This window comes from Anaerotruncus sp. 1XD42-93 (genome assembly GCF_009917605.1).
In the GTDB taxonomy this organism is placed as follows: Bacteria; Bacillota; Clostridia; order Oscillospirales; family Ruminococcaceae; genus Anaerotruncus.
In genome coordinates this window covers 15,717-28,985 of the sequence record NZ_QZEG01000038.1, presented here as the reverse complement: position 1 = coordinate 28,985, position 13,269 = coordinate 15,717, and the positions used below count along the sequence as shown (strand labels likewise).

The 13,269-nt window shown below is 55.0% G+C and carries 12 protein-coding genes; 10 read left to right on the top strand and 2 right to left on the bottom strand.

The window, feature by feature from the left end; genetic code table 11:
- Positions 1-111: 111 nt before the first annotated feature.
- Together D5269_RS12575 and D5269_RS12570 are read right to left on the bottom strand one after the other, a co-directional pair.
- A complete protein-coding gene (locus tag D5269_RS12575) occupies positions 112-987 on the bottom strand; it encodes a hypothetical protein (RefSeq protein WP_347707302.1) in 876 nt (291 codons plus the stop codon).
- Positions 988-1,177: 190 nt separating this feature from the next.
- A complete protein-coding gene (locus D5269_RS12570; RefSeq protein WP_120485921.1) occupies positions 1,178-1,423 on the bottom strand; it encodes a hypothetical protein in 246 nt (81 codons plus the stop codon).
- 204 nt (positions 1,424-1,627) lie between these two features.
- On the opposite strand from D5269_RS12570, the gene D5269_RS12565 reads away from it, so the two are divergent.
- The 10 genes from D5269_RS12565 (at position 1,628) to glgA (ending at position 13,093) form a co-directional block, all read left to right on the top strand.
- Positions 1,628-1,858 carry a DUF951 domain-containing protein gene (locus D5269_RS12565; protein ID WP_120485920.1) on the top strand — a complete coding sequence of 77 codons (231 nt, stop codon included), beginning with the start codon at positions 1,628-1,630 and terminating at the stop codon, positions 1,856-1,858.
- 15 nt (positions 1,859-1,873) lie between these two features.
- Positions 1,874-2,950 (top strand): peptide chain release factor 1, encoded by a 1,077-nt coding sequence (gene prfA, locus D5269_RS12560; RefSeq protein ID WP_016314874.1) that lies wholly within the window; start codon positions 1,874-1,876, stop codon positions 2,948-2,950.
- Between the two features lie 19 nt (positions 2,951-2,969).
- Positions 2,970-4,022 (top strand): L-threonylcarbamoyladenylate synthase, encoded by a 1,053-nt coding sequence (locus D5269_RS12555; protein WP_243126846.1) that lies wholly within the window; start codon positions 2,970-2,972, stop codon positions 4,020-4,022.
- Positions 4,019-4,807, top strand: a complete 789-nt coding sequence (gene coaE / locus D5269_RS12550) for a dephospho-CoA kinase (protein WP_016314876.1) — start codon at positions 4,019-4,021, stop codon at positions 4,805-4,807. Before D5269_RS12555 ends, coaE begins: the two co-directional genes overlap by 4 nt.
- Positions 4,808-4,817: 10 nt before the next feature.
- On the top strand, positions 4,818-5,396 hold the full coding sequence (locus D5269_RS12545; protein ID WP_016314877.1) for a lytic transglycosylase domain-containing protein: 579 nt from the start codon (positions 4,818-4,820) through the stop codon (positions 5,394-5,396).
- A gap of 27 nt (positions 5,397-5,423) precedes the next feature.
- The gene (locus tag D5269_RS12540; RefSeq protein WP_120485918.1) at positions 5,424-6,833 is read left to right on the top strand and encodes an aminopeptidase; all 1,410 of its coding nucleotides are present in this window, start codon (positions 5,424-5,426) and stop codon (positions 6,831-6,833) included.
- A 351-nt stretch (positions 6,834-7,184) separates the two neighbouring features.
- Positions 7,185-9,191: a 1,4-alpha-glucan branching protein GlgB gene (gene glgB, locus D5269_RS12535; RefSeq protein WP_120485917.1), complete on the top strand. Its 2,007-nt coding sequence runs from the start codon at positions 7,185-7,187 to the stop codon at positions 9,189-9,191.
- A gap of 41 nt (positions 9,192-9,232) precedes the next feature.
- Positions 9,233-10,447, top strand: coding sequence for a glucose-1-phosphate adenylyltransferase (locus tag D5269_RS12530; protein WP_016314880.1), 1,215 nt, complete (start codon positions 9,233-9,235; stop codon positions 10,445-10,447).
- 4 nt (positions 10,448-10,451) lie between these two features.
- Positions 10,452-11,585 (top strand): glucose-1-phosphate adenylyltransferase subunit GlgD, encoded by a 1,134-nt coding sequence (gene glgD / locus D5269_RS12525; protein WP_016314881.1) that lies wholly within the window; start codon positions 10,452-10,454, stop codon positions 11,583-11,585.
- Between the two features lie 80 nt (positions 11,586-11,665).
- The gene (gene glgA, locus D5269_RS12520) at positions 11,666-13,093 is read left to right on the top strand and encodes a glycogen synthase GlgA (RefSeq protein WP_016314882.1); all 1,428 of its coding nucleotides are present in this window, start codon (positions 11,666-11,668) and stop codon (positions 13,091-13,093) included.
- Positions 13,094-13,269 lie beyond the last annotated feature (176 nt).

Sequence of the window (13,269 nt, the reverse complement as noted above, 5' to 3'; positions counted from 1 at the left end):
GTTTGATAAAACTGCCCGGCGCGGACATCGGCTAAAACTCTGGGCTATATGTAATATTCATGCGCCGGGCTATATTCCAAATTCTTTGCAAAAAAAGGAAACATAAAAAAATCATCTATAAGGAACACCGATATAGTCGAGCACTCGACTCCAGCCGAACTTCTCTCCGGTTTCGGGGTCCGTAACACAGTGATGCATCCAAAATTCCCATTCGTCCGGGTTCGCTTCCTTCAGCCGGTCGAACCGATGTGGACGCTTTTCCAAATGAATTCCAAACCCGCACATACTGCATCCGGTGCGTTGCGCTTTTGTGGTGCAGAGCCTGCCTTCCGAATCCCTCAAAATCTCTCCATAGATTTCCGGAACGGGTACCTTTAGATCAAGTGCAAGCTGCAGCAGATCCTGCCGGTCAAATATCGCAAAGGGGCAACTACGCGTTACGGTTTTGCCATAATAATTGCATCCATGCATCATCAAAGCCTTTTGCCTACGTCCTCCTTCTGACGCCATCAGGCCAAGATACGGATAACTATCATGCTCTTTTGCGTAGTTGCCGCAGGGTTTTTCTTTCAGATAGTAGCAGCATTTGTCCGACACCTTGAAAGGTGCAACCTGATAATTAACGTTTTCCTCCTCGTTTTCATACCCTCCAAATAGGTTTAGCCACTTTTGCGACAGCTTCATCCGGGTTCCTGTGCGGTTTCCACCGTATGTGCCAGTTTCTCCAGTAATAATGGCGTGTCTCACAGTGGCGTTCCGTTCACTTGGGCGTTGGAGCAGATCAATCTTTCCCGCGATTTCCTTTGACAGCACCGGGAACCCGAACTCCTGTAAGATATCAACCTTGCTTTTGAGCGGCTTCAGGGAAATTACCCCCAATTCCTTATGTACCCGCTGAATACTCTTGTCCTCCAGCGTTGACACAGATACAGCGGGGACATCAAGGCCGATAGACCGTAAAAACAGGAGCAGTGTGATACTATCCAAACCGCCTACCGACACGTGGACGTTGTGTCCTTCTCCCAGTATTTGATTGTGAAATTCCCTTGCCCGCCTTTCGGCCAGAATAACTTTCTGGTCATAAGGCAACTTTTGCTTTACCAAAAAAGCATCAACTTTTGATGCAGTTCGTTCTGCTTCATAACGCTCGATACAATTCATAGAAGTTCACCCCCAATCAATAGGGAATATCATCCATATCAATGGCAGGATCATGCCTATACTCGGGACAATTGCAACGACGCCGGAAGCAAGGCGGACATTCGTTACGGCGGATGCAGTCCTTACGTGCAAAGCCGAAGCGGTTATGTGCTTTAGACAGGTTGGTTAAAATCAGGGTTTCCAGATCGCAGTTGTTTTCAGTCACGAGATTGTCCAGTTCAAACGCGACCGATTCCGTAAGACTCAGGGTTCGTTTTACCATTTCTTTTACAACTCCTTTTTTTATTGACGGTGGATAAAAAAAGATTGCGAAAGAGGGACTTTTCGCTAAAAGCCTCTTTCGCAATTAATTTTACACTTTTCATGCCCTGAAAAAAGAATAGGCACCTATTGCGTAACCGGCGGGAATTTTGTATAATAATAGATTATAGCAGATCGGAAAAATAGCTTGCGGAGGTGGGTTTGGATGGATGTACAAGTGGGGGATATCCTGCTGATGAAAAAGCCGCATCCCTGTGGGGAACGGCAGTTTTCAGTCGGGCGGGTCGGGATGGATTTCCGGATCCGCTGTACCGGGTGCGGACGGGAAGTGATGGTCCCGCGCGCCAAGGTAGAACGGAACATCAAAAAGATTTTCCGCAATGGGGAAGAGGTCGAGAAAAATCCGCCAAAGCCCTCGCAGGACAGCAGTATTTGATAAAGGAGCCGGAAGATGTTAGACAGACTGGAAGCGGTTGCAGCGCGGTATGACGAGATCAACCACAAGCTGATGGAGCCGAATGTGACCAACGATCAGGAGCTGTACACCTCCCTGATGAAAGAATATAAGCGTCTGACCCCGATCGTGGAAAAATACCAGGAGTACCGTCAAGCGAAGCAGTCGTTTGAGGAAGCGCGGGAGATGCTGGGGGAGGGCGGATTGGACAAAGAACTGCGTGAACTGGCGCAGGAGCAGCTTGACGCCAGCCGTGACCAGATCGAAACCGCCTCGCAGGAGCTGCGGGTTCTCCTGCTGCCGCAGGACCCGAACGATGAAAAGAATGTCATTATTGAAATCCGCGGGGGCGCTGGCGGGGATGAAGCGGCACTCTTTGCGGGTTCGCTCTATCGGATGTACAGTATGTACGCCGAGAGCCGGGGCTGGACGAGCGAGATTTTGAGTGCGAATGAGACCGAGCTGGGCGGTTATAAGGAGGTCAGCTTCTCGCTTGACGGGGACGGGGTCTATTCCCGCTTGAAATTCGAAAGCGGGGTGCATCGGGTCCAGCGGGTGCCCGAGACCGAGGCACAGGGCCGCATCCACACTTCGACGGTGACTGTCGCGGTGCTGCCCGAGGCAGAGGAGGTTGAGCTGGAGATTGATCCCAAGGACCTCCAGATCGACGTATTCCGTTCGAGTGGAGCCGGCGGGCAGCATGTCAACAAGACTTCCTCCGCAATCCGGGTTACCCATCTGCCAACCGGCATGGTGGTCGAGTGTCAGGACGAGCGGAGCCAGTACAAGAACAAGGACAAGGCGCTCAAGGTGTTGAGGTCCCGTCTGCTGGACATCAAAGTGCGGGAACAGAATGACCGGATCGCAAGCGAACGGAAGTTACAGGTGGGGACCGGGGACCGCTCGGAGCGGATCCGCACCTATAACTTCCCGCAGGGACGGTGTACCGATCACCGGATAGGGCTGACCCTTTATAAACTGGACAGCATCATTGACGGGGACCTGGACGAGCTGCTTGACGCGCTGATGACCTTCGATCAGGCGGAAAAATTGCAGGCTTCGCAGGATGCCTGACCGGGTGGGGGATGGAAGATTGGAGACAAGCATATACAGGGTTTTTGACATCGAACAGGATGCAGCGGCGCTCGACCGGGCCGCTGCGTTGCTGCGTGCGGGCCGTCTGGTCGTGATCCCGACCGAGACAGTCTATGGGCTGGCGGCGGATGCGCTCAACCCGTCGGCAGCATCGGCGATCTATGCGGCCAAAGGGCGCCCGAGCGACAACCCGCTGATTGTACATATCGCGGACCCCGAACAGGCGCGCCCGTTGGTCAAACGCCTGCCGGATGCTTATTTTGCATTGGCAGAACGGTTCTGGCCCGGCCCTATGACGGTGATCCTTGAGAAGTCCGCGCGGGTGCCGTACGAGACGTCGGGCGGGCTGGAGACGGTCGCGCTGCGGATGCCTTCCCACCCGGTCGCGCGGGAGCTGATCCGACGCGCCGGGACACCGTTGGCCGCGCCGTCGGCCAACCTTTCCGGTTCGCCAAGCCCGACCTGTGCCGGACACTGTATCCAGGACCTGACCGGCCGGGTGGACGCGATCATAGACGGAGGAAGCTGCACAGTCGGGGTGGAGTCGACCGTCCTGACCCTCTGCACCGACCCGCCCGCCATCCTGCGCCCAGGTGCGGTCACGCTGGAGATGCTCAGGGAGGTGCTGCCGGACATCCGGCTCGACCCGGGGGTGTTTGCCCATCTGCCGGATGGGGCAAAGGCCGCGTCCCCCGGCATGAAATACCGCCACTACGCCCCCAAGGCGCGGGTGGTCCTGCTCTGGGGGACCCTAGAGCAGTTTGCCGCTTATCTCGAGGCGCAGCCGCCCGGGTGCGGGGTGCTCTGTTTCGAGGGGGAACAGGCGCGGTTCGGCGGACATCCCTGCGTCACCTATGGGAGGCGGGACGACCCCGTTTCGCAGGCGCAGGCGCTGTTCGGGGCGCTCCGCCGGATCGATGAACTGGGGCTTACGTCGGTCTATGCCCGGGTGGACAGCCCGGATGGGGTTGGACAGGCGGTCTATAACCGGCTTCTGCGCGCCGCGGGCTTTACAGAGATCAGACTTGGATGGGAGGAATCAGCAACGTGAACGAAAGCGGAACGATGGTGGTCGGGCTGACCGGGCAGTCGGGAGCGGGGAAGTCCAGCCTGAGCAGGATGTTTGCCGCGCGTGGGGTCGAGGTGATCGACGCTGACAGGGTCGCCCGGGATGCGATCGAACAGTCGGCCAACTGCCTGATGGACCTCGTGCTGGAATTTTCGACCGAGGTGATCCATCCGGACGCGAGCCTGAACCGCGCCCGGCTCGCCGAACTCTGTTTCGGGGACAAAAACAAGCTGAAACGCCTCAATGATATTACGTTCCCGTACATCATTGAAGCGATTGTGCATAAACTAGAAAACGCGAAGGCCCGCCGCCTGCCGATGGTGGTGCTCGATGCACCCACCCTCTTTGAATCCGGGCTGAACCGCCGGTGTGACCGGATCATTGCAGTAATCGCCGACCGGGACACCCGTATCGAGCGGGTGATCGCCCGCGACCAGATCAGCCGGGAGGATGCGGAACTGCGGATCAATGCGCAGAACCCGGACGCTTTTTACACCGGGCGTTCCCATGAGGTTTTGCACAACGATACGGATTTTGCAGCGTTTGAAGCCGCGTTTCTGGCGCTCTACGACCGGTTGGAGCGGTCGTGGGAGGACGGGTCCTACCGTCTGCCGCTGGAGCCGCCCGCACCGGCGCCTGCGGAAGAGGAGCCGGAGACAGAACCACCTGTGACAGAGGAGCCGTCCGCGGATCAGCCGCCGGACGAGAAACCGGAGGAGCCACCGGATAGCGGGGAGCTGGAAGAGCTTGCAGAACAGGAAGATTAGCCGGAAAAGGATGTTCTGGCAGAGGGCGGTTGCCTTTTTATGCGCGCTGGTGGGGCTGCTCGGGATTGCTGGCGGCGCGTCCCTGCTGCTGAAACGGGGCTTTGATGCGTACTACCGCCGGGCTTACCCGATCCGGTATGAAGAGCTGATCGGTCAGGCGTGCGAGGAGCGGTCACTCGACCCTGCGCTGGTTCTGGCTGTGGTGCATACCGAAAGCCGGTTCCGGCCGGATGCGGTTTCGTCGGTGGGGGCGCTGGGCCTGATGCAGATGATGCCCGACGCCTACAACTGGGTCCGGATGCGCCGCGGCGAACCCGAAACCGACGACTTTTCCCCGCTTTTTGATCCCCCGACCAGTATCGACTACGGCACCGAGATGCTTCGGATGCTGCTCGACGAGTTCCGCACAGTGGACAATGCGCTTGCGGCATACCATGGGGGCTGGGGGAGTGTCAAGCAGTGGCTGGACGACCCGGAGTACGCGCCCGATGGGGAGAATGTCACCAATATCCCGTTTGCGGACACACGCGCGTATGTCGAACGGGTGAACAAAACAATGGAAATCTACCGCCGCCTTTACGGGCTGTGAATCAGACAGATATGGGAGGTATTTCAGATGGAAAATGAGAAAAGTACAGGCGAACTTTTGCAGGAAAAACTGCTGCTGAACCGCAAGAATATGGGTATGACCAACGACGATGACGCAGAACAGGCAGCCCAGGCGTTCTGCGAGCCGTACAAGGGGTTCCTCGACCGGTGCAAAACCGAACGGGAAGCGGTTTCCGAGATCGTGCGCATGGCTTCGGACGCGGGATTCCGGGAGTTCAGCCGGCATACCGCCTACCGTCCGGGTGATCGGGTTTATTACAACAACCGCGGCAAGGCGCTCATCCTTGCAACGATCGGCACCCGCCCGATCGTCGACGGGGTGCGGATCATGGCGAGCCATATCGACTCCCCGCGGCTCGACCTCAAACCCAGCCCGCTCTATGAGGAGGGGCAGATTGCCCTGTTCAAAACCCACTATTACGGTGGGATCAAAAAGTACCAGTGGGGGGCGATCCCGCTTGCACTGCATGGGGTGATTGTGAAAAAGGATGGGGAGACGCTCACCGTTGCGATCGGCGAAGGGGAGGGCGACCCGGTCTTTACGGTGACAGACCTGCTCCCACATCTTGCACAGGAACAGATGAAACGCCCGCTCTCACAGGGGCTGAAGGGCGAAGAGCTGAATGTCCTGGTCGGGTGCCGCCCGTTTAAGGATGATAAGGCCAGCGAGAAGGTCAAGCTGAACATTATCCGCCTGCTCAACGAGAAATATGGGATTGTCGAGGCGGATTTCCTGTCGGCGGAGCTTTCGGTGGTACCGGTCTTTAAGGCGCGGGACATCGGCTTCGACCGCTCTATGATCGGCGCTTACGGGCATGACGACCGGGTATGCGCCTACACGTCCCTGATGGCAGCGCTCGAGGTTTCCGCCCCCTCCTATACGACGGTCACCGTCTTCGCCGACAAGGAGGAGACCGGCTCGGACGGCAACACCGGCCTGCACTCCCATTATCTGAAATTCTTCATCAAGGATCTTGCATCCGCGCTGGGCGGGTTCGCGGGCCATGAGGTACTCAGCAACTCCACCTGTCTTTCGGCGGATGTCAATGCGGCATTCGACCCGACCTTTGGCGATACCCTTGAGAAACGCAACTGCGCCTACCTGAATTATGGCGTTGTCGTAACCCAGTACACCGGTTCGGGCGGTAAGTACAGCACCAGCCAGGCGTCTGCGGAATTCATGGCACAGGTGCGCCGGACGCTGGACGGGGCGCAGGTCTCGTGGCAGACCGGCGAGTTGGGCAAGGTCGATCTGGGCGGCGGCGGAACGGTGGCCAAGTTTATCGCGGCGCTCGATGTGGATGTGGTGGATGTCGGCGTCCCGGTCCTCTCGATGCATTCGCCGTTTGAGGTGGTCTCTAAAAACGATGTTTATGCGACCTATCAGGCGTTTAAGGCGTACGCTTCGGAAGCCTGACAACCCGTTTTCAGGTTTGTGGTGACAGGGCAAAAACGCGGTATGGCATTGCAAACAGACAGGCAGAGAACAGGCCGTTCGAAAGGACAGCCTGTTCTCTGTTTTTGTATTTGGGTGTGGCTGCATCTTCCGACAAAATAGGAGGTGACAGGTGTGTTATACTGTGGATTCATGGGGTTGAATGAATGATTTTCTTTCGTTATGGGCGAATAGCATAGGAATGTGTAAAGTTTGTATGCATAACGCACAAAATGAAATCTGGCAATCCGATTTTTTTATAGGAAATTTCACAAGAACCTATTGAAAACTGCACCAGAAAATGCTAAAATACATACGAGGGAGGTGAAGACAATGGCAAAGTCAACGTCAAAAACGCAGGACAACTTACCATTGTATCTTTTTCATCAGGGTACCAACTATAAATCCTATGAATTTCTTGGTGCGCATCCCTGTAAAAAAGGGAAAGTACAGGGTTATGTTTTTCGCGTATGGGCGCCGAACGCCGCAGAGGTGTCGGTCGTTGGAAATTTCAACGGTTGGGATCCCGATGCAAATCCGATGGAACTGCTGGAAAAGAGCGGCGTCTGGGAGCTGATGATCCCCGACCTTGCCCAGTATGACATTTATAAATACTGCATCAAAACCCGGGACGGGCGCACACTGATGAAGTCCGACCCTTATGCATTCCATGCCGAAACCGCTCCTGATAATGCCTCCAAGCTCTATGACATCGAGGGATATGAGTGGAAGGATAAGGACTGGTATGACAAACGCAAAGACTATAACCCTTATCGCAGCCCGGTCAACATCTATGAACTGCACATGGGTTCCTGGCGCAGGCATGAGGATGGAAACCCCTACAGTTACCGTCAGGTTGCGGATGAACTGGTGAGCTATCTCAAAGAGATGGGCTACAACTATGTGGAGTTCCTGCCGCTGATGGAATATCCGTTTGATGGTTCCTGGGGATATCAGGTGACCGGTTATTATGCGCCTACCTCCCGTTATGGGACGCCGCATGATTTCATGTATCTGGTGGATACCCTGCACAAGGCAGGGATCGGTGTTATCATGGACTGGGTCCCGGCGCACTTCCCGAAGGACGCCCATGGGCTGTACGAGTTCGATGGACAACCCCTGTATGAATATCAGGATGTGCACAAGCGTGAGCACGCACATTGGGGAACCCGCATCTTTGATTTTGGGCGCAACGAGGTCGAATGTTTCCTCGTCTCGAACGCCATGTTCTGGATCGAGAAATACCATGTGGATGGTCTGCGCGTCGATGCGGTCGCTTCCATGCTCTACCTCGACTATGGCCGCGAGGACTGGGAGTGGATGCCCAATGTCAACGGCGGGCGGGAAAACCTTGAAGCGGTCGCGTTTTTCCAGAAGCTCAATACCGCGGTGCTGACCGAGCATCCGGGTGCGCTGATGATCGCTGAGGAATCCACCGCGTGGCCGCTGGTCACCAAACCGGCATCGGTCGGTGGCCTGGGCTTCAACTTCAAATGGAATATGGGCTGGATGAACGACATGCTTTCCTACAATTCGCTTGACCCGTATTTCCGTAGCTACAACCACGATAAGCTGACCTTCAGCCTGTTTTATGCGTTCAGCGAAAACTTCATCCTGCCGATCTCACACGATGAGGTTGTCCATGGGAAGTGCTCGCTCATCAACAAGATGCCCGGCGAGTATGAGACGAAATTCTCGGGGGTCCGCGCGTTCCTTGCGTATATGATGTCCCATCCAGGAAAAAAACTGCTCTTTATGGGCTGTGAATTTGCACAGTTCATCGAGTGGAATTATAAACAGCAGCTCGACTGGATGCTGCTCGGCTATGATGCGCATCGTCAGATGCAGTCGTTTGTCAAGGAGCTGAACCAGTTCTATCTGAACACACCGGCGTTCTGGCAGGTGGAGGATTCATGGGATGGCTTTAATTGGATTTCCCATGACGACAACACCCAGAATATCATCGCATTCCGCCGGATCGACGAAGAGGGCAACGACATTGTGGTGCTCTGCAACTTCGCGCCGGTCACCCGCGAAAACTATCGGATCGGTGTGCCGGACGCGACCTCCTACGATGAGATTTTCAATACCGACGATATTCGGTTCGGCGGCAGCGGTGTGGTCAACAAAGGCGCGATCCGGGTAAAAAATGTAGCGGAACACGGTTTTGACCACTCGATCAGCCTGACCGTTCCGCCGCTTGCAACCATCTATCTGAAAGGGCGGCCCCGCAAGGTCAAACAGGCGGTCAAGCCTGCGGCAAAGACAACCAGAAAAACCGCAGCCAAATCCAAGCCGGCCTCGAAGGCGCGGGCTGTCAAATCCAAAGCGTCCAAATAAGCAGTTTCTGACTGTATGATAATAGAGGGGGTAAATCAACCATGTTTTGCAAAAAGGAATGGATTGCCATGCTGTTGGCAGGCGGTCAGGGCAGCCGGCTTTATACGCTGACCCAAAACCTTGCAAAACCGGCAGTTCCGTTCGGCGGAAAATATCGAATTATTGATTTTCCGCTGTCCAACTGCGTCAACTCGGGGATCGACACTGTGGGCGTGCTGACCCAGTATCAGCCGCTGGTCCTGAATGAGTATATCGGCAACGGCCAGCCGTGGGATCTCGACCGCAGCAACGGCGGCGTGTTTGTCCTGCCGCCCTACCAGAAAAGCTCCGGCTCCGACTGGTACACCGGCACCGCAAATGCGATCTATCAGAATATCAACTTTATCGAACGGTATGATCCAGAATATGTCCTGATCCTGTCGGGTGACCATATCTACAAGATGGACTACGAAAAGATGCTTGATTTCCACAAGGAAAAGGAAGCGGACTGCACCATCGCGGTCCTTCAGGTTCCGCTGGAGGAGGCGTCCCGGTTTGGCATCATGAATACATATCCGGACGGCACCATCTACGAGTTTGAGGAGAAGCCGCCCAAGCCCAAGAGCAACCTCGCCTCAATGGGTATTTATATCTTCTCCTGGAAGAAGATGCGCAAATATCTGATCGACGACGAGAGCAACCCGAACTCGTCCAAGGATTTCGGTAAAAACATCCTGCCGGCCATGCTGGCGGATGGGCAGAAGATGGTAGCATATCCGTTTGAAGGCTACTGGAAGGATGTCGGGACGATCGACAGCCTGTGGGAAGCCAATATGGACCTGCTCGACCCAAATGTCCCGCTCGACCTTTATGACGACAGCTGGAAAATCTACTCCCGCAACCCGGTCATGCCTCCCCACTTTGTCGCGTCCGGCGCAAAGGTGGAAAACTCGATGATTACCGAGGGATGCCACATCAGCGGCGACATTGATTTCTCAATCCTGTTTGCAGGTGTTACGGTAGAGGAAGGCGCAGTCGTGCACGATTCGATCGTCATGCCCGGCACAGTGATCAAAAAGGGCGCAGTGGTTGAATACGCGATTGTCGCGGAGAACTGTGTCATCGGCGAAAATGCAGTGGTCGGTATGCGCCCGGAGGACGCCTCCAACCGCGACGACTGGGGCGTAACCGTTGTCGGCAACGGCGTGGCCGTTGGCGCAGGCGCGGTTGTCCCGCCCAAGGCGATGGTCGATAAAGATGTTGAGGGGGTGCGCTAAGGTTATGACGCGGCAGAATAAAGTTTTAGGAATCGTATTTTCCAATATGCATGACAGCGTGCTCGGCGAGCTGACCGAGCACCGTACCACCGGCTCGGTGCCTTACGGCGGCCGTTACCGCCTGATCGACTTTGTGCTTTCGGGGATGGTTAATTCAGACATCACCGATATCGGCATCATCACCAAGCAGAACTATCAGTCCCTGATGGACCATGTCGGCGCAGGCCGGGCATGGGATCTCGCCCGTAAGCGCGGTGGCCTGACCATCCTGCCCCCGTTCGCCAACAACGACGGCGCACATGGCATCTACCGCGGACGCCTGGAAGCGCTTCAGGGCGGTCTGGATTATATCCGCCACAATAAGGCGAAATATGTTCTGCTCTGTGACTGTGATGTGATCGCCAATATGGACCTGCGCGACTTTATCAACGAGCATATCCGTTCGGGCGCACAGATTACAATGATGTGCAAACGCACCGAGGTGCGCGACGAAGCACGCGCCGATACCACGACCCTGACTTTTGATCCTGAGACCAAGAAACTTACCGATGCGATGGTCAATCCCGAGGTCAAGGGAGAGCAGAACGTCTACATGAACGTGATGATTGCCGAGAAAACGCTCCTTGAGCGGCTGATTTCCGAGGGCAAGAGCCACGACAGTTATTCGCTCGTCCGCCACGCGATCCAGCCTTCGATTGGGGTGCTCGACATCCGCGCGTATGAGTTTACCGGCTATACGCACAAGATCTGTGGGATGAAGAGCTATTTTGCGGCGCACATGGAGCTGCTTGACCCGGCAGTACGCGCAGAGCTGTTCCCGGCAGATAAACCGGTATTCACCAAGGTACGCGATCAGGTGCCGGTCAAATACGGCCTCTCGGCGAAGGTTGGCAATTCGCTGATCGCAGATGGCTGCATCATCAATGGAGAGGTCGAAAACTGTGTGATCTTCCGCGGCGTTAAGATCGGTAAGGGCGCTGTGCTGAAAAACTGCATTATCATGCAGAATACCTATATTGGAGACAATGCGCATCTGGAGTATGTCATTACCGATAAAGACGTGCTGATTAAGGATTCCCGCACGCTGATTGGGTATGAGACCTACCCGACTTATATCTCCAAAGGCAGTGCAATCTGATCTTGAAAATGGCAGCGGGGGCGGTAGACGATGACCGCTCCTGCCTTGCATCCGCAAATCGTTAGGGAGGAAGGAATACCATGAAAATTTTATATGTAGCTTCCGAAGCAACCCCGTTTATCGCAACTGGCGGCCTTGCCGATGTTGCGGGTTCTCTGCCCCGCGCAATCCGTGAAAACCAGCAGGGATGCCGGGTGGTGATCCCGCTCTACAGCGCGATCAAACAGGAGCTTCGCGAGGATATGAAGTTTCTGTGCAGTTTTTATGTGCCGCTTGGCTGGCGCAATCAGTATTGTGGTGTCTTTGAAGCGAGCAGCAATGGTGTGAAATATTACCTATTGGATAATGAGTATTATTTTAAACGCGACGGAGGCATCTACGGTTTCTATGATGATGCAGAGCGGTTTGCGTTTTTCTCCAAAGCGGTTTGCGAGATGATTCAGTATGTTGACTATGATCCAGACATCCTCCACTGCAACGACTGGCAGACTGCGATGGTGCCGGTTTATCTGAACCTGTTCTACCGCGAGATCGAAAAATATCAGAAGATCAGAACGGTCTTTACGATTCACAACATCCAGTATCAGGGCAAATATGGCATGGAGATCGCAACCGATGTGCTCGGCCTGCCTTACTATGCCGCACCGACCATGATGTATGATGGATGCCTGAACATGATGAAAGCGGCGATCGAGGTCAGCAACTATGTTTCGACCGTCAGCCCGACCTATGCCAATGAGATCACCGATCCGTGGTTCTCACATGGTCTGGACCGTCTGCTCCGCAACCATCAGGGAAAACTGGTCGGCATCCTGAACGGGATCGACACGGTCAGCTATAACCCTGAGAGCGACCCGGCACTCTACGAGAATTATGGGCTGGATACCATCGAGAAAAAACAGATCAACAAGGTTGAGCTTCAGAAGAGCATGGGGCTCCAGCAAGATGAAGGCATCATGCTGATCGGTATTGTAACCCGGTTTGTGGCGCACAAGGGGATTGACCTGATCCAGTACATCTTTGAAGAGCTGATGAGACGTCAGCTTCAGGTGGTCGCGCTCGGTTCGGGCGACTATATCTTTGAGAGTTTCTTCCAGGAAATGCAGGCCAAATATCCGGGCAAGATGGCGGTTAAGATTGGGTTCATCCCCGATCTCGCGCGCAAAATCTATGCGGGTTCGGATGTATTCCTGATGCCCTCCAAGAGCGAGCCATGCGGCCTTGCTCAGATGGTTTCCCTGCGTTACGGCACTTTGCCGATCGTTCGTGAAACCGGTGGGCTGAAAGATTCGATCATCGATATGGGCAGTCCGGAGGGCGGCAATGGTTTCACCTTCAAGACCTATAATGCCCACGATATGCTCGGAGCGATCGATCGTGCTGGCGGGCTGTATTATAACCGCGATGAGTGGAAAAAGGCAGTCCATCAGGCGATGCAGAGCGATTTTACTTGGGGCCGTTCGGCTGTGGAGTATATCAATATGTATAAGAAGGTACTCGGCCAATAATCCGGTATCTGGTAATCGGTTCGGAATGTCCCGGCAGGCTTGCCGGGACATTTCTTTGGAAATCCGGCTCTGGCCCGAGGGGCAGCGGCAGACAAACGCTGTGTTTCTATCGAAAGAGGAGGATCAAGAGAAAAGCCTCGCCGCTGATGGACGCTTTTTGGTTTTGTAAAGAAAAA